The 21,174-nt window shown below is 72.9% G+C and carries 21 protein-coding genes; 10 read left to right on the top strand and 11 right to left on the bottom strand.

What is annotated here, in order from left to right:
• Position 1 precedes the first annotated feature (1 nt).
• On the bottom strand, positions 2 to 934 hold the full coding sequence (locus tag ABD437_RS19715) for a PaaX family transcriptional regulator (RefSeq protein WP_344650341.1): 933 nt from the start codon (positions 932 to 934) through the stop codon (positions 2 to 4).
• Positions 935 to 1,008: 74 nt separating this feature from the next.
• Positions 1,009 to 1,929, bottom strand: a complete 921-nt coding sequence (locus ABD437_RS19710; RefSeq protein ID WP_344650340.1) for a LysR family transcriptional regulator — start codon at positions 1,927 to 1,929, stop codon at positions 1,009 to 1,011.
• 93 nt (positions 1,930 to 2,022) lie between these two features.
• Between ABD437_RS19710 and ABD437_RS19705 the strand changes: the two genes are divergently transcribed.
• Genes ABD437_RS19705 through ABD437_RS19690 form a run of 4 tightly spaced genes read left to right on the top strand, consistent with a single transcriptional unit; the run spans position 2,023 to position 7,929 of the window.
• The gene (locus ABD437_RS19705; protein ID WP_344650339.1) at positions 2,023 to 5,010 is read left to right on the top strand and encodes a DUF3604 domain-containing protein; all 2,988 of its coding nucleotides are present in this window, start codon (positions 2,023 to 2,025) and stop codon (positions 5,008 to 5,010) included.
• 9 nt (positions 5,011 to 5,019) lie between these two features.
• A complete protein-coding gene (locus ABD437_RS19700; RefSeq protein ID WP_344650338.1) occupies positions 5,020 to 5,970 on the top strand; it encodes a glycine betaine ABC transporter substrate-binding protein in 951 nt (316 codons plus the stop codon).
• On the top strand, positions 5,967 to 7,043 hold the full coding sequence (locus ABD437_RS19695) for a quaternary amine ABC transporter ATP-binding protein (protein WP_344650337.1): 1,077 nt from the start codon (positions 5,967 to 5,969) through the stop codon (positions 7,041 to 7,043). Before ABD437_RS19700 ends, ABD437_RS19695 begins: the two co-directional genes overlap by 4 nt.
• A complete protein-coding gene (locus ABD437_RS19690) occupies positions 7,036 to 7,929 on the top strand; it encodes an ABC transporter permease (RefSeq protein WP_344650336.1) in 894 nt (297 codons plus the stop codon). The genes ABD437_RS19695 and ABD437_RS19690 overlap by 8 nt, the downstream gene beginning before the upstream one ends.
• Before the next feature lie 55 nt (positions 7,930 to 7,984).
• Here the strand turns inward: ABD437_RS19690 and ABD437_RS19685 are convergent, their stop codons facing one another.
• The 4 genes from ABD437_RS19685 to ABD437_RS19670 all read right to left on the bottom strand — a co-directional run bounded on the left by ABD437_RS19685 (position 7,985) and on the right by ABD437_RS19670 (position 10,487).
• A complete protein-coding gene (locus tag ABD437_RS19685; protein ID WP_344650335.1) occupies positions 7,985 to 8,371 on the bottom strand; it encodes a VOC family protein in 387 nt (128 codons plus the stop codon).
• A gap of 3 nt (positions 8,372 to 8,374) precedes the next feature.
• On the bottom strand, positions 8,375 to 8,653 hold the full coding sequence (locus ABD437_RS19680; RefSeq protein WP_425558186.1) for an ArsR/SmtB family transcription factor: 279 nt from the start codon (positions 8,651 to 8,653) through the stop codon (positions 8,375 to 8,377).
• Between the two features lie 70 nt (positions 8,654 to 8,723).
• Positions 8,724 to 9,887, bottom strand: a complete 1,164-nt coding sequence (gene lhgO, locus ABD437_RS19675) for an L-2-hydroxyglutarate oxidase (protein WP_344650333.1) — start codon at positions 9,885 to 9,887, stop codon at positions 8,724 to 8,726.
• A 33-nt stretch (positions 9,888 to 9,920) separates the two neighbouring features.
• A complete protein-coding gene (locus tag ABD437_RS19670; protein ID WP_344650332.1) occupies positions 9,921 to 10,487 on the bottom strand; it encodes a hemerythrin domain-containing protein in 567 nt (188 codons plus the stop codon).
• Positions 10,488 to 10,592: 105 nt separating this feature from the next.
• On the opposite strand from ABD437_RS19670, the gene ABD437_RS19665 reads away from it, so the two are divergent.
• Together ABD437_RS19665 and ABD437_RS19660 are read left to right on the top strand one after the other, a co-directional pair.
• Positions 10,593 to 12,002 (top strand): cytochrome ubiquinol oxidase subunit I, encoded by a 1,410-nt coding sequence (locus ABD437_RS19665; RefSeq protein WP_344650331.1) that lies wholly within the window; start codon positions 10,593 to 10,595, stop codon positions 12,000 to 12,002.
• Entirely contained in the window at positions 11,999 to 13,024 is a 1,026-nt protein-coding gene (locus ABD437_RS19660) for a cytochrome d ubiquinol oxidase subunit II (RefSeq protein WP_344650330.1), read from the top strand. Before ABD437_RS19665 ends, ABD437_RS19660 begins: the two co-directional genes overlap by 4 nt.
• 181 nt (positions 13,025 to 13,205) lie before the next feature.
• Here the strand turns inward: ABD437_RS19660 and ABD437_RS19655 are convergent, their stop codons facing one another.
• A complete protein-coding gene (locus ABD437_RS19655; RefSeq protein WP_344650329.1) occupies positions 13,206 to 13,547 on the bottom strand; it encodes a hypothetical protein in 342 nt (113 codons plus the stop codon).
• A gap of 247 nt (positions 13,548 to 13,794) precedes the next feature.
• A complete protein-coding gene (locus ABD437_RS19650) occupies positions 13,795 to 14,181 on the bottom strand; it encodes an AfsR/SARP family transcriptional regulator (RefSeq protein WP_344650328.1) in 387 nt (128 codons plus the stop codon).
• A gap of 611 nt (positions 14,182 to 14,792) precedes the next feature.
• Between ABD437_RS19650 and ABD437_RS19645 the strand changes: the two genes are divergently transcribed.
• From ABD437_RS19645 to ABD437_RS19635, 3 genes are read left to right on the top strand one after another with little or no spacing between them, the layout of a single operon-like run.
• Entirely contained in the window at positions 14,793 to 15,701 is a 909-nt protein-coding gene (locus tag ABD437_RS19645; protein WP_344650327.1) for a manganese catalase, read from the top strand.
• A gap of 57 nt (positions 15,702 to 15,758) precedes the next feature.
• The gene (locus ABD437_RS19640; protein ID WP_344650326.1) at positions 15,759 to 15,953 is read left to right on the top strand and encodes a hypothetical protein; all 195 of its coding nucleotides are present in this window, start codon (positions 15,759 to 15,761) and stop codon (positions 15,951 to 15,953) included.
• Positions 15,950 to 17,176, top strand: a complete 1,227-nt coding sequence (locus tag ABD437_RS19635) for an Nramp family divalent metal transporter (protein WP_344650325.1) — start codon at positions 15,950 to 15,952, stop codon at positions 17,174 to 17,176. The genes ABD437_RS19640 and ABD437_RS19635 overlap by 4 nt, the downstream gene beginning before the upstream one ends.
• A gap of 17 nt (positions 17,177 to 17,193) precedes the next feature.
• Here ABD437_RS19635 and ABD437_RS19630 read toward each other — a convergent pair whose 3' ends face one another.
• The 3 genes from ABD437_RS19630 to ABD437_RS19620 all read right to left on the bottom strand — a co-directional run bounded on the left by ABD437_RS19630 (position 17,194) and on the right by ABD437_RS19620 (position 20,354).
• Positions 17,194 to 18,363 (bottom strand): zinc-dependent alcohol dehydrogenase, encoded by a 1,170-nt coding sequence (locus tag ABD437_RS19630; protein WP_344650324.1) that lies wholly within the window; start codon positions 18,361 to 18,363, stop codon positions 17,194 to 17,196.
• The gene (locus tag ABD437_RS19625; protein WP_344650323.1) at positions 18,360 to 18,824 is read right to left on the bottom strand and encodes a hypothetical protein; all 465 of its coding nucleotides are present in this window, start codon (positions 18,822 to 18,824) and stop codon (positions 18,360 to 18,362) included. The genes ABD437_RS19630 and ABD437_RS19625 overlap by 4 nt, the downstream gene beginning before the upstream one ends.
• 72 nt (positions 18,825 to 18,896) lie before the next feature.
• Complete coding sequence (locus ABD437_RS19620) at positions 18,897 to 20,354, bottom strand: SLC13 family permease (protein WP_344650322.1); 1,458 nt, start codon at positions 20,352 to 20,354, stop codon at positions 18,897 to 18,899.
• 64 nt (positions 20,355 to 20,418) lie between these two features.
• On the opposite strand from ABD437_RS19620, the gene ABD437_RS19615 reads away from it, so the two are divergent.
• Positions 20,419 to 21,171, top strand: a complete 753-nt coding sequence (locus ABD437_RS19615) for a sulfite exporter TauE/SafE family protein (RefSeq protein ID WP_344650321.1) — start codon at positions 20,419 to 20,421, stop codon at positions 21,169 to 21,171.
• Positions 21,172 to 21,174: the final 3 nt, after the last annotated feature.

The raw sequence follows: 21,174 nt of genomic DNA, 5'->3' as shown, positions 1-21,174 counted from the left end.
CCTAGGTCCAGCTCGCGACGGTGTGGTGGCCGACGAGCGGTGCGAGGTCGGGTTCGTGCTTGGCGACGATCTGCCGGAAGCGGAGCGTCGCCAGCTCCCCGAGCCCGTCGTAGAGCTCGCTGAACAGCGCGTGGGCCGCCGGCCGGGGCCAGTCGGAGGGCAGCAGCTCGGCCGGCAGGTCCGGGTCGAGGCCGGGGAAGATCCGCCAGGTCTCGATCAGGTGGGTGCGCTGCACGAGCGCGGCGGCCGGCGTCACCGTGCCGGCCTCGAGCTGCTCGGGCAGCGCGCCGTGGTCCTTGACGAAGGTCTGGTAGGCGGCCTGGATCTCGGTGAGGTCCCACGCGGTCAGCGGCGCGCACCCCACCGCGGTCTCCACCACCCGGAACGCGCTCAGGTTGTCGACGCCGACGGCCTGGAACACCTCGCGCAGCGCGTCGAGCCCGGCGTGCGGGGAGATCCAGAGGCCGTCGAAGAGCGGCGCGAACCCGAGCCACCGCAGGTAGCTGCGCAGCTGGTGCCGCAGCCGGCGCTGCTCCTCGGGCACGCTGAACGCGGCCAGCGTCCACCGGCCGTCCCAGGGCCGGGCCGACGGGCCGAAGCCGAGCACGGTGCCGGTCTTGTGCCGGATGTCCTGCCTGCCGGTGTCCGACAGCCGGTAGTAGGCGTGGCGCCCGACCTTGCCCGCCTCCAGCGCACCCCGTTTGACCAGCCGGTTCGCGGTGGCCCGCGCGCTGGTCTCGCTGATGCCGAACTCCGCGACGAGGTCGATCAGCACCCCCAGCGGCACCGCGGCGTCCACGTCGAGCCAGTGCTCGCCGAGCAGGCTGGTGAGTAAACGCTGCGGCGAGCCACCGGCCTGGTGGCGCGGCAGCACCGATCCCTCCAGTGCCCGCCGGAGGACGAGCACCTCGGCCGGGGTCGGTTCGGGAGCCATACCGGGAGCTTATTCGCCGCCCGACCCGCGCAGCGAGCACGTGATCGACTCGGCGCCGGCCGGGTGGGTCCGGGTCACGGTGACCGCGTCGGGCCGGCGGTGCCCGCCGGGGGGAGCGCGGTCTCGTCGAGCCGGGCCAGCTCGACGAACGCGCGGGCGGCGGGGGAGAGCTGGCCGCTGCGCCACATCATCACCGCGCCGTGCACGAGGCGGGGGGTGGTGGGCACGACCACGGCGCCGCGCCCGGCCGCGTCCTCGGCCAGGCGCGGCGGTAAGACGGTCGCGCCCGCCCCGGCCAGGACGAGCGGCACGATCGCGGCGCGGTGCGTCGTCTCGACCGCGACGCGGGGCGCGGCGCCGCACCGGCCGAGCTCGCGGTCGACGAGCGTACGCATCGCGGTTCCCTCCGGCGTGGACACCAGGGCCCAGCCGGCGAGCTCCGCCACCTCGATCGGGTGCGCCGGGTCGATCGCCGAGCCCGGCGGGAGCACGGCGAAGAACTCCTGGTCACGCAGGCGCAGATGGTCGAGGCCCTCGACGCCGCCGGGCGACTCGGCCAGCCCGAGCTCGCAGTCGCCCTCGAGCACCATCCCGGTGACCGCGTTGTCGAGCTCGGGGTCGGTGACCCGCACGTCCACGCGCTCGTGCGCGGCGCGGAACCGGCCGATGAGCGCGGCGAGCGGGTCCACGGCGAGCGTGGTGAGCGCGACGATGTCGAGCCGCCCGCCGGTGAGGCCGAGCACGCTCTCCACCGACGCGCGGGCGGTCGCGAAGTCACGCAGCACCTGCTTGGCCGGCCGGACCAGGGCTTCGCCGGCGGCGGTGAGGCCGACGCCGCGCCCGAGCCGGTCGAAGAGCGGGGTGCCGAGGTCACGTTCGAGGGCGCGGATCGCCTGGGAGAGCGAGGGCTGGGCGACGCGCAGGCGCCGGCCGGCGCTGGTGAAGCCGCCGGTCTGGACGATGGCGAGGAAGTACTCCAGCTGGCGGCGGTCCATTCGTAAATCCTATGGGGTCGGTAGGGAATTGGTATCGGTCCCCCGGCTCCAGGGGATTGTTCTCGTTCGACGCCGGACGAGAAGGTTCTGCCCATGATGGAGTGCTGCGGTCTCGACCATCACGCGGACGGGTACACCGACCGCCAGCGCGCCGACCTGGAGCGGGTGCTGGCGTTCAACCGGCGTCTCGCGGCGGCGATCGACGAGTCACGGGACGTCGGCGACGTCGTCGCGGTGCTGGATCCGGATCCGCTGCGCTACATGTGGGTCGACGAGGGCGGCGGCCGCCTCACCGACTACCTGGCCACCGCCGACGCCCACCTCGCCGCGGCACCCCGCCTCCCCGGCCACCACCGCGTACCCGGCCACGACGTCTCCGCCCGGGCCGGGAGCGCGGCGGCGCGGCCCGCGGTGGCCGTCGCGCCCGACGGGCGGGAGCTGTACGTCTGGATCGACTGGGAGGAGGGCGCCGGGGAGCGGATCGTCGCCGAGCTCGACGGCGAGCGGCTCGTGCTCACCCCCGAGCCCGGCGACTGCTTCCGCCCGTCGGCGGTCTTCGACCCGGACGGCGTCGCCTGGGTCCTCTACGGCCGGTCCGACGACGCCGGGCACGTCGCCGTGCACGCGCAGCGCTTCGGCGGCGCACCGGAGCGGATCAGCGGCAGCGGGCACCCGAGCTTCAACCAGGAGGTGACCGCGACCCCCGACGGCCTCGAGGTCGTCTGGCAGGGCCCGCACGGCACCGGCTTCGGCATCTGGTCGCGCCGGTACCGCGACGGGGTCTGGGGCGAGACCGTGCTCGCCAGCGCGGGCGCCGCGGGCAACGCCTGGGACCCGGCGGTGGCCGTGACGCCCGACGGCCGCAGCGTCCACGCGTGGTCGGAGTACGTCGACGGGTCGTACCGGGTCGTCGTGCGCACCGGCGGCGGACCGGCCCGCCCGGTGAGTTCCGGCACCGACTACGCGCTGCACCCGAGCCTCGCGGTCACCACCGACGGCGCGATCTGGTGCGCGTTCGACCTCATCGCCGTGCACGGGCACGGCGGCTCCGGGCCCACCCGGCTGCGCCCGGCCGCCGAGCTCGCCGACGCACCCGCGGTCGTCGGCGCCCGCGAGTCCGGCGACTCGGTCCCGCCCGAACTCCTTCCCGACGTCACCGCGGCGCTGCGTGTGGTGCGCGTCGGCGACGACGGGCTCCGGGAGGCCCGCGGTGTCCTCGCGCCCGGTCTGAACGTCGTTCCCGGCGGGTTGCCGCGCCTGGCCGCGGACCCGGACGGCGGCCTGACCGTGGCCTACCGGGTGCACCGCCAGCTGCCGCTGATGACCTACTACTGGGAGGTCGCGGCCCAGACCCTCGGCCCGGACGGCTGGTCGGCTCCGGTCACGTTCGGCGGCAGCGACGGCACGCTGGAGGAACCCGCGGTCTGCGCCGCCCCGGACGGCGTCCGGGTGGCCTGGCAGGCCGACGGGCGCCTGGAGCGCAGCCTCACCTGGACCGAGGGCTTCGGCGGGCGCGAGTGCCCGGTGCTGCTCGAGCACCTCGGCTCGGTGGTGTGGCACGGCCTGCACGGCGTGGGCGTGATCCGCTCGGCCACCCGGCCGGGCGCCGCGGGGCCCGCGCGCGCCGAGCGTCCGCTCCCGCTCGCCGGGAGCAGCACCCGCCGCGAGGTCCGCGGCTGGCTCGGCGCGGACACCGACCGGTACACCACCGACGTCGACGGGCAGACGCTCACGCTCTACTGGGGTGACCTGCACCGGCACTCGCTGGTGAGCCGCTGCACGTCCGGCGACGAACCCTCGCTCGACGATTTCTACCGCTACGGCTGGGACGTCTGCGACTACGACTTCTGGGCGGTCACCGACCACTCCGAGAACAGCAGCGCCTACCAGTGGTGGTCGATCCAGAAGATCGCCGACCTGTTCCGCGTCGACGACCGGTTCGTGCCGTTCTACGGCTTCGAGTGGACCGGTGACACCGGCCACCAGAACGTCATCTACGGCTCGGTGGAGCGCGGCGCCCCGATCTACTCGAGCTTCGCGCAGGGCTCACGCACCCCCGACGAGCTCTGGGCGAGCCTGCGCCGCCACCCCGACTACCCGGCGCTCACGATCCCGCACCACCCGGGCTCGGCGATGATCCCCTACGACTGGGACTACGCCGACCCGCAGTACCTGCGCCTGGTCGAGGTCTTCCAGGCCTGCCGCGGCAACTACGAGGCCGACGGCGTCTTCCGCCAGTACTCCGACGCCACCCGGCACGGCACGTTCGTCGCCGACGGGCTGGGCCGGGGCCACCGGTTCGGCCTGATCGCCAGCTCCGACCACGGCAACGGCGCCAGCTACGTCGGTGCGTTCGCCGACCGGCTCACCCGCGACGGCGTCTTCACCGCGTTGACCGGCCGGCGCGTCTTCGGCGCCACCACCCGCGACGTGCTCGTCGACGTGCGGGTCGGCGGAGCGTTCATGGGCTCGGAGATCCGGCGCAGCGGCCCGGTCGACATCGAGGTCTACGCCCGCGGGTACCGCGACCTGGCCCGCGTCCAGCTGGTCCGGAACGGCGAGACGGTACGCGAGCTGCGCCCCGACCTCGGCCTGCCCGACGGGCACCTCGAGCTGCCGATCCGGATCGAGTTCGGCCGCAGCGCGGTCACCACCGACTGGTCCGGTGAGCTGACGATCGCCGGCGGCGAGATACTGGCCACGCCGTACCTGTCGCCCGAGCTCACCGCGGTGACCGGCACGACGGCCCGCTGGCACGCGTCGACCAAGTCGTTCGGGGAGCCCTACGGCGCCCAGCGCGGCGGCGTCGAGCTGACGCTCGTGGGCCCGCCCGACGCGACGGTCACCCTCAACGGGGCCCGCACGAGCCTGGAGACGCTCGTCGGCCTGGAACTTCCCGGCGGGGACGGCGGGCGGCTCACCGTCCTCCGCGCGACCGGGGGCCTCACCTCGCTCGGCGCCCGCGAGCAGCGTCTGCACTGGACCGACGAGGTGGGCGACGGCGCCTACTACTACGTCCGCGTGATCCAGGTGGACGGCGAGATGGCCTGGTCCTCCCCGGTGTGGGTGGACACCGACTAAGGAGACTCGATGAAAGTACGGTTCTTGGCCGGCGCCCTCGCCCTGACCGCGGTGCTGGCGGCCTGCGGGGACTCCGGCGACACCGCGTTCGGCGAGAACGACGGTGGCGACGCGACGAAGACGGTCCGGCTCGTCCAGCAACCCTGGGAGGACCTGATCGTCGAGAACCAGATCGTCAGCGACATCCTGACCAAGCTCGGCTACGCGCCGTCCGTGCAGGAGGTCGCGGTGCCGCTCGGCGCCCAGGCCCTCTCCACCGGCAAGGCCGACGCCTACCTGGGCAACTGGTGGCCGTCGCAGGAGTCGGTGTTCGGCACGCTGATCGACGCCGGGTCGGTCGAGGTCACCGGCACGCTGCTCACCGGCACCCGGTACGCCCCGGGCGTCCCCGGCGACCAGGCGTCGACGCTCGGCGTCACGTCGCTGGCCGATCTGGACCGGCACGCCGCCGATTTCAAGAAGGAGGTCCTCGGCATCGAGCCCGGCACCCCCGGCAACCAGGCCATTCTCGACGCGATCAAGACGGACGCCTACGGGCTGGGCGACTGGACGCTGACCCCGAGCAGCACCGAGGCGATGCTCGCCGAGGTCACCCGCCGGGTGGCGAAGAACCAGCCGGTGGTGTTCCTGGCGTGGAAGCCGCACTGGATGGTGGTGAAGTGGGACGTGACGTTCCTCGACGACCCGCAGAAGGTGTGGCCGGGCGCCGGCGAGATCCGGGTGCTGACCCGCAAGGGCCTCGGGTCCGACGACCCGAACCTCGCGAGGTTCCTGTCCCAGATCACTGTCGACGCCGAGACCGCGTCGCAGTGGATCGACGCGTTCGGCCCGCAGAAGAAGCCCGCGAAGGACATCGCGTCGACGTGGCTCGGTGCGAACAAGGACGTCGTCACGACGTGGCTCGACGGCGTGAAGACCGTCGACGGCAAGGACGGCGTGGCCGCGGTGGTGGGCGGATGATCACCGGCACCGGCCTCACGAAGGTCTACGGGACGAAGCGGGCCGTCGACGACGTGGACTTCACCGTCGAGGCCGGCGAGCTGTTCGTCCTCATGGGCCTGTCCGGCTCGGGCAAGTCGACGCTGCTGCGCATGATCAACCGCCTGGTCGAGCCGACGTCGGGCACGGTGACGATCGACGGCGTCGACCTGGCCGGGCTGGGAGCGGCGGAGCTGCGCGAACTGCGTAACCGGCGCGTCAACATGGTCTTTCAGCACTTCGCGCTGTTTCCGCACCGGACGGTGCGCCAGAACGCGGCGTACGGGTTGGAGGTCCGTCGGGTTCCGCTCGCGGAGCGGCTGGACCGCGCCGACCGGGCCCTGGAGCGCGTGGGGCTGGGGGACCGCGGGGACGCCCGGCCCCAGGAGCTCTCCGGCGGCCAGCGTCAGCGGGTCGGGCTGGCCCGGGCCCTGGCCACCGACCCGGACGTGCTGCTGATGGACGAACCGTTCAGCGCACTGGACCCGCTGATCCGCCGGGACATGCAGGACCTGCTGCTGGACCTGCAGGCCGACCGGCCGCGCACGATCGTGTTCGTCACCCACGACCTCAACGAGGCGATGCGGATCGGCAGCCGGATCATGGTGCTCAAGGACGGGCGGGTGCAGCAGTGCGGCACCGGTCCGGAGATCCTGGCCGCGCCGGCCAACGACTACGTCGGTGAGTTCGTCGCCGACGTCGACCGCGCCCGGGTGCTGACCGCGTCCGCGGTGATGCGCCCGGCGCCCTCGACCGCGGTGCTCTCCACCGCTCCGGCCGACGTCCTGGGCTCCGACGTGTTCGTGCTCGACGCCGACGACAAGCTGCTGGGCCTGGTGGGGTCCGCGGACGTGGCCGCCGCTCTCGACGCGGGGGAGCCGGACCTCTCGGCGCGGGTGGCCGACGGGTACCACGTGGTGCCGCCGGACCGGCCGCTGGTGGAGTTCGCGCACCTGGCGGTGTCGGCGCCGCTGGTCGTCGTCGACGACGGTCGGCTGGTCGGCGTGGTCTCGGACCGCGACCTCCTGACGGCGCTGGGAGGTGTCCGTGCCTAGGGTTCCGGTCGGCGAGTGGGTCGACGCGCTGGTGACGTTCCTGCTCGAACACTTCGGTGGGGTGTTCGACGGGTTGGCGTCGGTCGTGACGCAGGTGATCAACGGGCTGTACCGGGTGCTGCACACGCCGCCCTACGGGGTCGTGATCGCGGTGTTCGCGGTGCTGGCCTGGGTCGCGGCGCGGTCGTGGCAGCTGGTGGTCTTCACCGTGGCCGCGTTCCTGCTGGTCGTGTCGATGGAGCTGTGGACCGCGGCGATGCAGACGCTGACCGTGGTGCTGATCGCCGCGCTCGCCGCGGTGCTGATCGGGGTGCCGCTGGGGGTGCTGGCGGCGCGGAGCCCACGGACGGGTGCGATCGTGCGGCCGGTGCTGGACTTCATGCAGACGCTGCCGGTGTTCGTGTACCTGATCCCGTCGGTGTTCTTCTTCGGCATCGGCGTGGTGCCGGGCACGGTGTCGACGACGGTGTTCGCGATCCCGCCCGCGGTGCGCCTGACCGAGCTGGGGATCCGCCAGGTCGACCCGGAGATCGTCGAGGCCGCGCACGCGTTCGGGTCGCGGCCCGGGCAGGTGCTGCGTCAGGTGCAGCTGCCGCTGGCGTTGCCGTCGATCATGGCCGGGGTGAACCAGGTGATCATGCTGGCGCTGTCGATGGTGGTGATCGCGGGGATGGTCGGGGCCGGCGGCCTCGGCGAGATCGTGGTGCGCGGGGTGACGCAGCTGGACATCGGCACCGGGTTCGAGGGTGGGCTCGCGGTGGTGATCCTGGCGATCTTCCTGGACCGGGTGACCGGAGGACTCGGCGCCGGCCGCTTCCGCGGGTGGCGGCGGTGGCGCCGGGCGCGCCGGCCCGGTGCGGCCGAGGTGGCGGCACATCCGGCCTGACCAACTGGGGACCGGTCCCGTTGCGACAAGGCCCCGCAACGGGACCGGGCCCGCGTTACTTGCGCTGCACCAGCTGGATGAGGTTTCCGCAGGTGTCGTCGAGGACGGCCAGAACGACCGGGCCCAGATCCGTGGGCTCCTGCGTGAACGTCACGCCCAGCCCGGACAGCCGCGCGAACTCGGCGGCGACGTCGTCCACCGCGAACGACGCGGCCGGGATGCCGTCGGCGACCAGGCCCTCCTTGTAGGGGCGCACCACCGGGTGCCCGGACGGCTCGAGCAGCAGCTCGGGCCCGTCGGGCTGGTCGGGGGAGACCACGGTGAGCCACCGGTCGTCGCCGAGCGGGATGTCCTCCTTCGTGGCGAACCCGAGCACGTCGGTGTAGAAGGCCAGCGCGGTGGCCTGGTCGTCCACGAAGACGTTCGTGAGGTAGATCTTCATCGCTTACTCCTGGTCGGTGAGCGGCCATCGCTCGACGATGGCCCGCAGCGGTGACGTGTCGAGCCGGTGGTACTTGTAGCGGCCCTCGCGCCGGGTGGTGACGAGACCGGCCTCCTCGAGAACGTCGAGATGCTGCGAGATCGCCTGCCGCGACGAGCTCAGGCCGTGTTTCATCGTCAGCCGGCCGCAGAGCTCGAACAGCGTCTGATCGTCGCGTTCACGCAGTTCGTCGAGGATGGTGCGGCGGGTGGGGTCGGCCAGCGCCTTGAACACGTCCGCCATGCCGGGAACCATAGGCAAGTGGCTACTTGCCTGTCAATCGGTACCGTGACGCCCCCGGTCGACGCCGGTTTCAGATCCGGTCGACGACGTACTCCGCGATCGCCAGCGACGACGTGGCCGCGGGGGACGGGGCGTTGCGCACGGCGGTGATCGGGCCGAGCGTGCTGATCCGGAAGTCGTCGACGAGCGCACCGTCGCGGTCGACGGCCTGCGCGCGCACCCCGGCCGGCGCGGGAACGAGGTCCCCGGGCGTCAACGAGGGCACGTAGTCCCGGGCCGCGGCCGCGAACGCCGCCGTCGACACCGACCCGCGGATCTCGCGCACCCCGGCGCGCCAGTGTCTCGCGGCCAGCCGGCGGAACCCCGGCCAGGCCAGCGTCCGGCCCAGGTCGCGCAGGTCGACGTCCCGGCGGCGGTAGCCCTCACGCGCGGTGGCGAGCACCGCGTTCGGGCCCACGTCGACCGTGCCGTCCACGCGCGGGGTCAGGTGCACGCCGAGGAACGGGTAGGCCGGGTCCGGCACCGGGTACACCAGGCCGCGGACCAGGCCGGGCCGCGTCAGCCGGTAGTACTCCCCGCGGAACGGCACGATCGCCGGCCCCGGATCGTCCCCGGCGAGCCGCGCGACGAGGTCGGACTGCAGCCCGGCGCAGAGCACGAGCCGGTCGAGCACCTCGCCGCGCACCCGCAGCCGGTCGCCGGCCGGCTCGATCGCGGTGACCGGCGCGTTCAGCCGCACCTCGCCACCGGCCCGGGACAGATCGGCCGCCATGGCCCGTGCCACCGCCACGTAGTCGACGATCGCCGTCGTCGGCGAGTGCAGCGCGGCCGCCCCGGTGACGTGCGGCTCGATCTCACGCAGCGCGGCCGCGGACAGCCACCGCACGCCCGGCACCCCGTTCGCGTGCGCGCGCTCCTCGATGTCCTGGAGCCGCGCCACCTCGGCCTCGTCCCGCGCGACCACGACCTTGCCGATCTCGCGGTAGGCCAGGTCGTGGGCGGCGCAGAACTCGGCGAGCAGGGACACCCCGCGCCGGCACAGCGTCGCTTTCAGCGACCCGGGGGTGTAGTAGATGCCCGCGTGCACGACGCCGGAGTTGTGCCCGGTCTGGTGCCGGGCCACGTCCGCTTCCTTCTCGAACACGACGACGTCCGCGCCGCGCCGCGCGAGCCGGCGCGCGATCGCCAGCCCGACGATCCCCGCCCCGACGACCCCGATCCGCGTACCGCCCACCGCCCGATTATCGCGCCCGGCGGGGAACCCGGCTCACGGACGGTTGCCGCGGGTCCAGTCGCCGACCGCGTCGCGTGCACGGTCGAAGAGGGCGAGCGGCGGGCCGGCCAGCAGGTTGCCGAGCGCGGACTCACCCGCCGCCGGGTGCGGACGGGTCGGCGCGACGGCCTCCGCGGCCCGCACCGCGCCGGCCATGTCGACCAGCCGCTTCGCGTCGACGGTGCGGCGCAGCTCCGGGAACTCCTCCCTCTCCTCGTGCGCGGCGTGGTCGAGCACGGCCCGCTCGAACGCGGCGAACCGCTTGTCGAACCCGGCTCCGCCGACGCCGAGGTCGTACAGCTCCGACAGTTCCTTCTTCGCGTCGTGCTCCTCGTGCAGGCGTGCGCTCACGACCTCGTCGCCGGCCGACTGCCGCGCGGCCGGGTGCACGAGGAGCTCCTCGGCGCTCTCGTGCACGGCGAGCAGCCGCACGAGCCGCCCGAACGCGTCCCGCTGGGCGTCGCCGGACGCCGATTTCACCTCGGTGAACAGGAACCTGACCTGCTCGTGCTGCTCGATCAGCAGGTCGACGACATCCTGTCGGTGGGTACTGGTAGCCATGGGGACGGTTACCCGGCGACGTCGCGTCAATACATGGTGCGCGTCGTCCCCCGGCGCAACCGACGCACGTGTCTACGGTGAGTACCGACCGAATCGGGAGGTCCCATGGAGTGGGTGCTGGCCGCGGACCCGGAACAGCTCTGGCCCGCCCGCGAGCAGATGGCGTTCACGCTCGGCTTCCACATCATCCTGGTGCCGTTCGGAGTCGCGTTCACGTTCCTGATGCTCATCGCCAACTACCGGGGCATCAGGCACGGCGACGAGGTCGCGCTCCGGCTCGCCCGCCGGTGGTCGCAGGTCGCGGCGGTGCTGTTCGCGGTCGGCGCGGTCTCCGGAACGGTGCTGAGCTTCGAGCTCGGCCTGCTCTGGCCCGGGCTGATGGGCACGTACGGGGCCGCGTTCGGCATCCCGTTCGCGATCGAGGGCCTGTTCTTCTTCATCGAGGCGATTTTCGTCGCGATCTACATCTACGGCTGGAACCGGATGAAACCCTGGCCGCACTTCTGGTCGGGTGTTCCGGTGGTCCTGTCCGGGGTCGGCGGCACCTCGTCCGTCGTCGCCGCGAACGCCTGGATGAACCAGCCCGCCGGGTTCACCCTGCGCGACGGGCAGATCGTCGACGTGCGCCCGGTGGAGGTGCTGTTCAACGACGCGTTCTGGTACGAGGCGCTGCACATGCTGCTGGCCGCGTACATGGTCGCGGGGTTCACCGTCGCCGGGGTCTACGCCGTCGGGATGCTGCGTGGCCGCCGGGACCGCTACCACCGGCTCGGGCTCCTCATCCCGCTGACCGTCGCGGCGCTCGTCACGCCGGTGCAGATCGTCGTCGGTGACGTGGCCGCCCGCGAGGTGTTCCGCAACGAGCCGGCCAAGTTCGCCGCGATCGAGGCGCTGTACGAGACCGACACGCACGTGCCCGAGGTGCTCGGCGGCTGGTACTCCGACGAGAAGGTGCACTACGGCGTCGGCATCCCGTGGGGCGCGTCGATCCTCTCCGGGTACGTGCCGTCGACCGAGATCAGGGGCCTGGAGGAGATTCCGCCGCAGTACCGGCCCACCGATCGGGCGGTCACCGTCGTCCACCTGAGCTTCGACGTGATGGTGGGCATCGGGACCGCGCTGCTGGGGTTGTCGGCGTGGTTCGGCTGGGCCTGGTGGCGCCGGCGTGACCTGCCCCGCAGCCCGTGGTTCCTCCGGGCCACGGCGCTCAGCGGGGTCGCCGCGATCGTCGCGCTGGAGGCCGGCTGGGTGGTCACCGAGGTCGGTCGGCAGCCGTGGACGGTCGTCGGGCACCTGCTCACCCGGGACGCGGTGACCACCGAGGGCAACATCTGGCTGCTCTTCGCCGCCACCGTCGTGCTCTACGCCGCGGTGGGCGTCGCCACCTTCTACGTGCTCGGCCTGCTGCGCAAACGGTGGCGCGCCGACGACGACGCGGCGGCGGAGGGCACCGGCGCCGAGACCGAGACCGAGACCGAGACCGCCGTGCCCTACGGACCGGGGGCCTCCTCGTGAGTACGTTCGCCGCGGTAGTGCTGTTCGTCGGCGTCGTCGCCTACGCGGTGTTCGGCGGGGCCGACTACGGCGCCGGCTTCTGGGACCTCACCGCGGGCGGCGCCCGGCGGGGCCGCGAACCACGGCACCTGATCGACACCACGCTCGCGCCGGTCTGGGAGGCCAACCACGTCTGGCTGATCTTCTGCCTGGTGATGCTGTGGACCGGTTTCCCGGCCGCGTTCGCCGCGATCACGACGACGCTCTACGTTCCGCTGGGGCTGGCGGCGCTGGGCATCGTCGTGCGCGGCTCGGGGTTCGCGTTCCGGAAAGTCGTCGTGCACACCGAACAGCAGCGCGTCACCGGGGCGGCGTTCGCCACCTCGTCGGTCATCACGCCGTTCTTCCTCGGCACGGTGGCCGGGGGGATCGCGTCCGGGCGGGTGCCCGCGGGCGGGCACGGCGACGCGATCACCAGCTGGGTGAACCCGACGTCGCTGCTCGGGGGCGTGCTCGCGGTGCTGGTGTGCGCGTTCGTCGCCGCGGTGTTCCTCACCGCGGAGGCCCGGCGTCGTCCGGTGCCCGCCGCCGAGCTGGAGCGCCGGAAGATCGCCGATCTCGGGCGGTGGTTCACCCGGCGGGCGCGGATCTCCGCCGTGGTCACCGGGGTGGTCGCGCTCGCCGGTATCGCGGTACTGCACGCCGATTCACCGCGCCTGTTCGACGGCCTGCTGGCCCGGGGGCTGCCGTTCGTGCTGGCCTCCGGCGCGTGCGGGGTGGCGGCGCTGCTGCTGCTCGGGCGGGCGGCGCCCCGGTTGCTCCAAGGGCTCGCGATCACCGCGGCCGGCACGATCGTGGCCGGTTGGGGCGTGGCGCAGTACCCGTACGTGCTCGGTACCCACGTGACGATCGCCGAGGCCGCCGCGCCGGCCCCGACGCTCTGGGCGTTGACGATCGTCGCCGCGATCGCGTTCGTGATCGTCGTGCCGTCCCTCGCGCTGCTCTTCAGCCTCCAGCAACGCGACCAGCTCCGCGCCCACTGAGCCGGCGCTCCACCCGCGGGGTTGTGCGGGCGGCTCACCCGTGGGGCTGTGCGGGCGGTTCACCCATGGGCTCTGTGCGGGTGGTTCGCTCGCGGGGGTGTGCGAGCGGCTCGCTCGCCGGGTTAGCGAGCGGCTCTCGCGGGATGAGCGGGTGGCACGCTCGCCGGGCTGCGCCGATGGTTCACCCGCGGGGTTGGGACGGGTTCGTGGGGTCGCCGTGGGAGGGCGGGTTGATCGGGGGCGCCGTGCTGGTGGCGGGGGAGACGGTGCCGCCCGGTGTGCCCGCCCCGTGGTGCGGGAACGCCGGGGCGTCGTCGGTGGGCGGGGTGCTCAGGGCGTCGCGCAGCGCCTCGGACCGTTCGGCCAGGATCTCGACGGTCGCGTTCGGTGCGTCGGCGTCGCGGGCGTGCCGGTGCATCCGTTCGACCTGGGCGGCGGTGAGCGGCTCCAGCCGTTCACGCAGCTCGTCCGCGGTCAGACGGTCGTAGTCGGGCAACGCCAGTTCGTCGCGTGCGGTGGCCATGACGCTCTCCTTCGGGTGCAGGCGGACGGTGGTTCTCCGGCGACCGGTTCTCCGGCGAACCGCGGGTGCTCAGGCGAATCGGTGCCCAGGCGAATCGGTGCTCAGGCGAATCGGTGCTCGGGCGAATCGGTGCTCGGGCGAATCGGTGCTCGGGCGAATCGGTGCTCGGGCGAATCGGTGCTCGGGCGAATCGGTGCCCAGGCGAATCGGTGCTCGGGCGGACCGGTGCTCGAGCGCACTACGGCGCTCACGCGGATCGGGTGTCGACCGGGCGGCCCAGCAGGTGGGAGACGACCGCGCGGGTAGCCGACGCCGGGGGCAGGCCGAGTTCGTCCCGGAGCAGGCGGCGGATCGTGTGGTAGTGGCGCAGCGCCTCGGCCGGGTTGCCCTCGGCCAGGTGCACCTGCATCACCCGCCGGTGCGCGCTCTCCCGGAGCGGCTCGGCGGCGCACGCGGAGAGCGCCGCCTGCAGGGCCAGGTGGTGGTGCCCGTCGTCCAGGGCCCGGTCGGCGGCCTCCTCGAGGCGGTGCAACCGCAGCTGGCGGAACCGTTCGCGCTCGGCCTCCACCCACGGTTCGTCCCAGTCGGGCAGTACCTCACCGACGAGCTGCGTGATGTCGACCCGCTCGGCCATCGTGTCGTCCTCGACCAGGTGCAGATCACCTCCAGCACCGGCGTCAGTCGCATCTGGCCACCGTCGGAATCGACCAGACGCCCCCCGTCCGGTGACGGGAGCCGCCACAGCGTCGAGCGCAGCCGGGTGGCGGCCGACTTGTCGGTCAGGTCCGGCCAGAGCGACGAGGCCAGCGTCCGCCGGTGCGCGGGCCGGCGGTGCAGCGCCAGGAACGCCAGCAGGCGCTGCGCCGAGCCGCACACCCGCACCGGCTGTTCGTCGAGGCTCAGGTCGAACGTGTTGAGCAGCCGGAGCGCCATGCCGCTCGGGCGCGAGGACGTCATCGGAGGTCGACCCTTCGTCGCGGATGCCGCGTGTCCGCCCCGTGTCCCGAGCGCCTCACGGCATGCGGCGGGATGACCCGTCGCCGATCGTCTACACCTGATCCTTCGCAGGAATTCACGCGTCGTGGACGCCCGGGAGACGCGCCGGGGACGCGGCGCGAACGCCGATCGCCCGCGAACCGGGGCGGGCCGCGCACGAGCGGACGGACGAGTGGGCGACGAGTGTCCGCGAGTGTCCTCGCAGCGACCGGATCCGCCGGCCGCCACCCCGACGCGAGGAGCGCACCCGTGTACCGCCACGTGAAGAACCTGCAGTTCGAGGCCAAGCCGGAGAAGCCGGACGCGATCATGGCCATGAAGCTGCAGGAACTCGTCGCCGGTCAGTTCGGCGAGATGACCGTGATGATGCAGTACCTGTTCCAGGCCTGGAACTGCCGGATCCCCGGCAAGTACAAGGACATGCTGCTCGACATCGGCACCGAGGAGATCGGCCACGTCGAGATGCTCAGCACGATGATCGCCCGGCTGCTCGAGGGCGCCCCGTCGGAGACCACGGAGAAGGCCGCCGCGGCCAACCCGGTTCTGGGGGCCGTGCTCGGCGGCATGAACCCGCAGCACGCGATCGTCTCCGGTGGCGGCGCGCTGCCGTTCAACAGCCAGGGCGTGCCGTGGCAGAGCGCGTACATCGTGGCCAGTGGCAACCTGCTGGCCGACTTCCGCTCCAACGTCCACGCCGAGGCGCAGAGCCGGCTGCAGACCAGCCGCATCTACAACATGACCGACGACGCGGGTATCCGCGGCATGCTGAAGTTCAACCTCGCGCGGGACACCTTCCACCAGCAGCAGTGGCTCCTGGGCATCGAGCAGCTTCAGGAGGACGGCCTCGCCGACATCATCGAGGACTCCAACTTCGAGAACGAGGACAAGGTCCAGGACCACACCTACTGGGTGTTCGACGAGGACAGCACCGGCCCCGAGGGACGCTGGGCGCGCGGGCTGACGCTCGTCGACGAGCAGGAGATCCTGGTCCAGAACCCGCCCGTACCCAGCGACGACATCGGTCTGCTGCCGCCGCCGGACCCGAAGCTGTACGCCACCTACGACGGTTCGCAGGGCCGCGGCAAGCCGGGCACCGCCGCCGGTTCGACCGCGCAGGGCATCGCGAACGTCGTCAAGAAGGTCACCGGCACCGACTGATCCCGCGGGTGCCCGGCGTCGCGGCGCCGGGCACCGCGGCCTGCCCTGGAGGCTCCGTTGATCTCCCACACTCTCGAGGCGCCGTTCCTGGTGGTGGCCCGCCACCGGCCCGGTCTCGTCGTGCTGGTGGCGCTGCTCGTTCCGCTCGCCGCCTGGTCGCGGCACCCGGCGCTGGTGGTGTCCGGGCTCGTGCTCCTTCTGGTCCTGGGACTCCGAGTTCGCCTGGCGGCGGCCCGCGGGGGACGACCGTGACCGCGGTGGCGGTCGACGCCCCGGCCGTCCGGGCGTCACGGCGGTTGCTCCCGGCGAGCGCCGGGACGATCGCCCCGGCGCTGCTGGTCTCGGCCGGGTACGTCGACCCCGGCAACTGGGGCACGGACGTCGCGGCCGGGGCCCAGTTCGGGTACCGGCTGGTCTGGGTGCTCGCGCTCGCGACCGTCCTCGCGTTGTTCCTGCAGTACCTCTCGGCCCGGCTCGGGCTGGCGTCCGGCCAGGACCTGGCGTCGCTGCTGCGCACCCGGCTGCCCCGCCCGGCCCGCGCCGCGCTCGTCCCCCCGATCCTCGGGGTGCTGGTCATCACCGAGATCGTCGAGGTGCTCGGCGTCGTCATCGGGGTCCAGCTGCTCACCGGCTGGTCGACCGGGGCCTCGGTGGCCGTCGCGACCGCCCTGATCCTCGCGGTGCTCGTCGCGCCACCCGGCGTCGGCCGGCGCACCGTCTACACCTGCCTCGGGCTCGTCGGCGCGGTCTACCTGTCGGTGCTGTTCCAGCACGGCGTGGGTGACGTCGTCGCGGGCCTGCGCCCCGCGCCGCTGCCCCCGGGCGGCATCGTCGTCGCGGCCGGGCTGATCGGCGCGGTCGTCATGCCGCACAACATCCTGCTGCACAGCGCACTGGCCCGGGACCTGCGCGAGGCCGCCGACCGCACGGACGGCGGGCGGGCCACCCCGCGCCGGCTGGCCCGGCTGAGCCGCCGTTCGCTGATCACCACCGGCGCCGCGCTCGGCGTGGCGTTCGCGGTCAACTGCGCGATCATGTCGATCACCGCCAGTGGCGCGGGCAGCGGCACCGACCTGGCCGACGCGCTGGGCTCGGTCGGCGCGGTCACCACGGTCCTGTTCGCGATCACGCTGATCGGCGCCGGGCTGGCGTCCTCGACCGCGAACGGCATGGTGAGCGCGGACGTGATCAGCCGGCTGGTGCCCGGGTTCCCGGCCCCGCCCGCGGTCCGCCGGATCGCCTGTCTGATCCCGGCCGCGCTGATCGCCGGGAGCGGCCTGCCGCAGGTGACGGTGCTGGTCTGGAGCCAGGTGCTGCTCACCGTGGCGCTGCCGCTGGTGCTGGTGCCGCTGGTCTGGTTCTCCGCGCAGCGGCGGACGATGGGCGCCTGGCGGCTCTCGCCGGTGACCCGGGTGCTGGCGGGGCTGGTGGTCGCCGGGATGTTCGCCGCCGGCGCGGCGTCACTGTTCGCGTGACGCCGGCCGGCCGCGGTTCAGGGCTCGAAGACGGCGCGGACGCAGTCGTCCTCCTTCTCCTTGAACAGCTCGTAGCCCTTCGGGCCGTCCGTCAGCGGCATCGTGTGGGTGGCGAGGTGCTCGGTCACCAGCTCACCGGTGCGCATGCGCTCGAGCAGCATCGGGATGTACCGCTGGCCGTGCATCTGCGCACCCCGCATGGTCAGGCCCTTGTTCATCATCGCGCCGAGCGGGAACTTGTCGACCACGCCCGCGAACACGCCGAGGACGAACACCGAGCCGCCCTTGCGGCAGTGGTGGACCGCCTGCCGGACCGCGGTGGGCCGGTCGGTCTGCAGGCGCAGCTGCTGCTTCACCTGGTCGTAGGCGTAGTCGGGCCCGGTGGAGTGGGCCTCCATGCCGACCGCCTCGATGCAGACGTCCGGTCCCCGCCCACCGGTGCGCTCCCGCAGCTCGCCCCCGACGTCGGTTTTCTCGTAGTTGAGCGTCTCCGCGCCGACGTGACGGCGGACCGCCTCGAGCCGGTACTCGTACCGGTCGACGACGACGACCCGCTCGGCGCCGAGCAGGACCGCGGCCCGCGCCGCCATCTGCCCGACCGCGCCGGCGCCCCACACCGCGACGACGTCGCCGGGCCGGACGCCGCCGAGGTCGGCGCCCATCCAGCCGGTCGACGCGGAGTCCGAGGCGAAGAGCGCACGCAGGTCGCTGACGTCGTCGGGGATCGAGAACGCGCCGACGTCGGCGAACGGCACCCGGATGTACTCGGCGTGGCTGCCGGCGTTGCCGCCCATCGCGTGCGAGTAGCCGAAGCAGCCGCCCGGCGCGTAGCCCCAGAGCTCCTCGGTGATCGCGGGGTTGGTGTTGCCGTTGTCGCACAGGGAGAACAGTTCCTGGGAGCAGTACCAGCACTTCCCGCAGGCGATGAACGACGAGACGACGACTCGGTCGCCGACAGTGTGGTTACGCACCTCGGGGCCGACCTCGACCACCTCGCCGACGAACTCGTGGCCGAGGACGTCGCCTTTCTTCATGAACGGGATGTAGCCGCCCAGCAGGTGCAGATCGGAGCCGCAGGTCACGGTCTTGCGCACCTTGACGATGATGTCGCGTGAGTTGATCAGCTGCGGGTCGGGGACGTCCTCGACCGACAGCTTGTTGACGCCCTGCCAGGTCAGTGCCTTCACGAGCGGCCCTCTCCTTTCGCATGTGCGATCGCCAGCTCCAGCGGTTTGCCGGTCAGCGTCTTCTCCGTCGTGCCGGGACGGTCGGGGGAGAGCACCTCGCCGACCTCCAGCAGCTGCTTGGCATCGCGCAGCGCGGCACGCACGGCCTGGCGCGGATCGGTGCCGGCGAACCGCTGGGCGGCCGCCTTCGCGCCGGTCGGCTCACCCTCGGCCAGCCGGACGCCGATCTCGGTGCCCTTGCCGCCGGGCGCCGGACGAACCACGATCTCCGCGTCGGGGCCGAGGCTGCGGAGCGGCTCCGGATACGGCGTCACCCGGTCGGGGGAGACGTTGACCGTGACGAACCGCCAGCGGTTCGGAACCGAACTGTTGCGCGCGGCCCGCCGGGTCAGTACCCGGCGGGCGGCCCACCCGGTCACCCCGACCGCGGCCACCGTCGTGACAACGCGTGTTCCTGGCATGGGACAGCCACCTCTCGGTCTGCGGTAGCGGGCGGCATACCCCACCGAGCCGGGCTAAACGTCGGCGGCGCGCTACGCGGGCAGCACCAGTGCCGCCCACACCAGCAGCGGTCCCACCAGCACCACGATCACGCTGTAGGTGAGGATCTGCCGGTAGAAGCGGGCCTCCGGGACCGCGTCCGGACGGTTGGCGAGGATCAGCGCGCCGTTGGTGGAGAACGGGCTGACGTCGACGATCGTCGAGGAGATCGCGAGCGCGGCCACGAACAGCGCCGCGTCGATGCCGCCCTCGACGACGAGGGGCACCCCGATCGGGATGATCACCGGCAGCAGCGCGGTGGACGAGGCGAACGCGGAGACCACACCGCCGACGTAACACAGCACGAGCGCGCCGATCACCACCGCGCCGAGCCCGGCCGCCCATTTCCCGACGAACTCCGGTGACCCGGCCTCGTTGAGCACCGTCGCGTACGTGCTGACGCCGGCGACGAGCAGCACGGTCGGCCAGGCGATCTGCCGGACGGCGTCGCGGTGCCGGGTGGGGGAGAGCATCGCGAGCACGACCGCGGCGGTGATCGCCACGAACCCGATGTTCTTGTCGAACGCCAGCGCCACGATCGCCACCAGCGCGAACGCGACGAGCGTGAGCACGTGGTCGCGCCGGCTGCCGGTGTGCTCGGCGTCGTCGGTCTCCGCCGACGCCCCGGTTCCCCCGGTCCCGACGGTCCGCCGCCGGGTGCTCCCGCCGGCGCCGTCGTCCGGCGGGTCGTCCGCGGTGCGCTCCCCGTCGGGCCCCGCTCCGGTGGTCGCGGTCCCGGTGGTCGCGGTCCCGGTGGCCGCAATCCGGGCGGGCGCGGTCCCGGCGGGCGCGGTTCCGGCGGGCACGGCCACCTCCGCGTCGGCGGCGGGGTCCGTCGTCACCCGGCGGCGGAGCAGCCCGCGGCCGAACAGCACGAACAGGATCCCGGCCATCACCAGGTTGATCACGAGGCTCGCGAGGAACACGGTCATCTCCCCGGTCGGGAGACCGGCCTCCTCCATCACCGAGTTGGTGATCGTGCCGTAGATGCTGATCGGCGAGAAGCCCCCACCCTGCGCGCCGTGCACCACGAACATGCCCATCATCAACGGGTTGATCCCGTACCGACCGGCGAACCCGAGCGCGATCGGGCCGATGATCGCGCACGCCGCCGGGCTCGCGGCGCCGATCGCGGTGAGCACCGCGGTCACCGCGAACATCACCCACGGGATGAGCGCGACCCGCCCGCCCACGGCACGCACGGCCGAGTTCACGATCACGTCCACGGTGCCGTTGTCGCGGGCCACCGCGAACAGGTACGTCACGCCGATCAACGTCAGGATCAGGTCGCCGCTGACCCCGGCGAGGATCTCCTTCTCGTCCAGCCCCAGCGAGTACATGCCGACGAGCCACGCGGCCACGTACGCCAGCGCGCCCATGTTGATCGGTAACGCCGTACCCGCGACGAACAGCGCGATCAGCGCGAGAATCGCCACCCATTCCGGTCCCATGACACACCTCCCGGTCGGTGTGTCCAGTTTAGAGTGACTAGGGTCACTTAGGTATACTGCTGCGGTGAACTCACCGGCCGAGTACGCGCTGGTGCTGCTGGCCGGGCTCGGCTCCGGGGTGTTGATCTCCACCGTGGGGTTCGCGTCGCTGCTGAGCTTCCCGGTGCTGCTGGCGGTCGGGCTCCCGCCGGTCGTCGCGAACGTCGCCAACACCATCGGTCTGACGCCGGCCGGGTTGTCCGGCTCGTTCGGCTACCGCCGCGAACTGCGCGAGAAGCCCCTGGTGACGACGGTCGTGCTGGTGACGTGCGCGGGCGGCGCGGTGCTCGGCGTGGTGCTGCTGCTGGCGCTGCCGCCCGGGGTGTTCGCGGCGGTCGTGCCGTACCTGATCCTCGTCACCTGCCTGCTCGTCGGTGCGCAGCCGTTCGTCTCGGGGCGGCTGCGGCGCCGCGACCGCGGAGGGGGGCGTCTCTCCGCGGCGACCACCGTGGCCTGCGTCCTCGTGGGGGTGTACGGCGGGTACTTCGGCGGCGGGTCCGGCGTGATGATGATGGCGGTGCTGGGCTTCGGCGCCGATCTGGAGATGCGGGTGGTGAACGCGCTCAAGACGCTCTCGATCGCGGCCGGGAACGTCGTCGCGTCGGTGCTGTTCGTCGTGATCGCCGACGTGGACTGGGCCGCCGCGGGGCTGCTCGCGCTCGGCTCCGCGGGCGGCGGTTACGTCGGCGCCCTGATCGGCCGCCGCCTCCCGGCCACCCTCCTGCGTGTCCTCGTCGTCCTGGGCGGCATCACCGCCGCGGTCACCATGCTCGGCTGAGCC

The organism is Cryptosporangium japonicum (genome assembly GCF_039524755.1).
In the GTDB taxonomy this organism is placed as follows: Bacteria; Actinomycetota; Actinomycetes; order Mycobacteriales; family Cryptosporangiaceae; genus Cryptosporangium; species Cryptosporangium japonicum.
The sequence above is the reverse complement of the archived record's forward strand: the minus strand, read 5'-3'. Positions and strand labels throughout refer to the sequence as shown.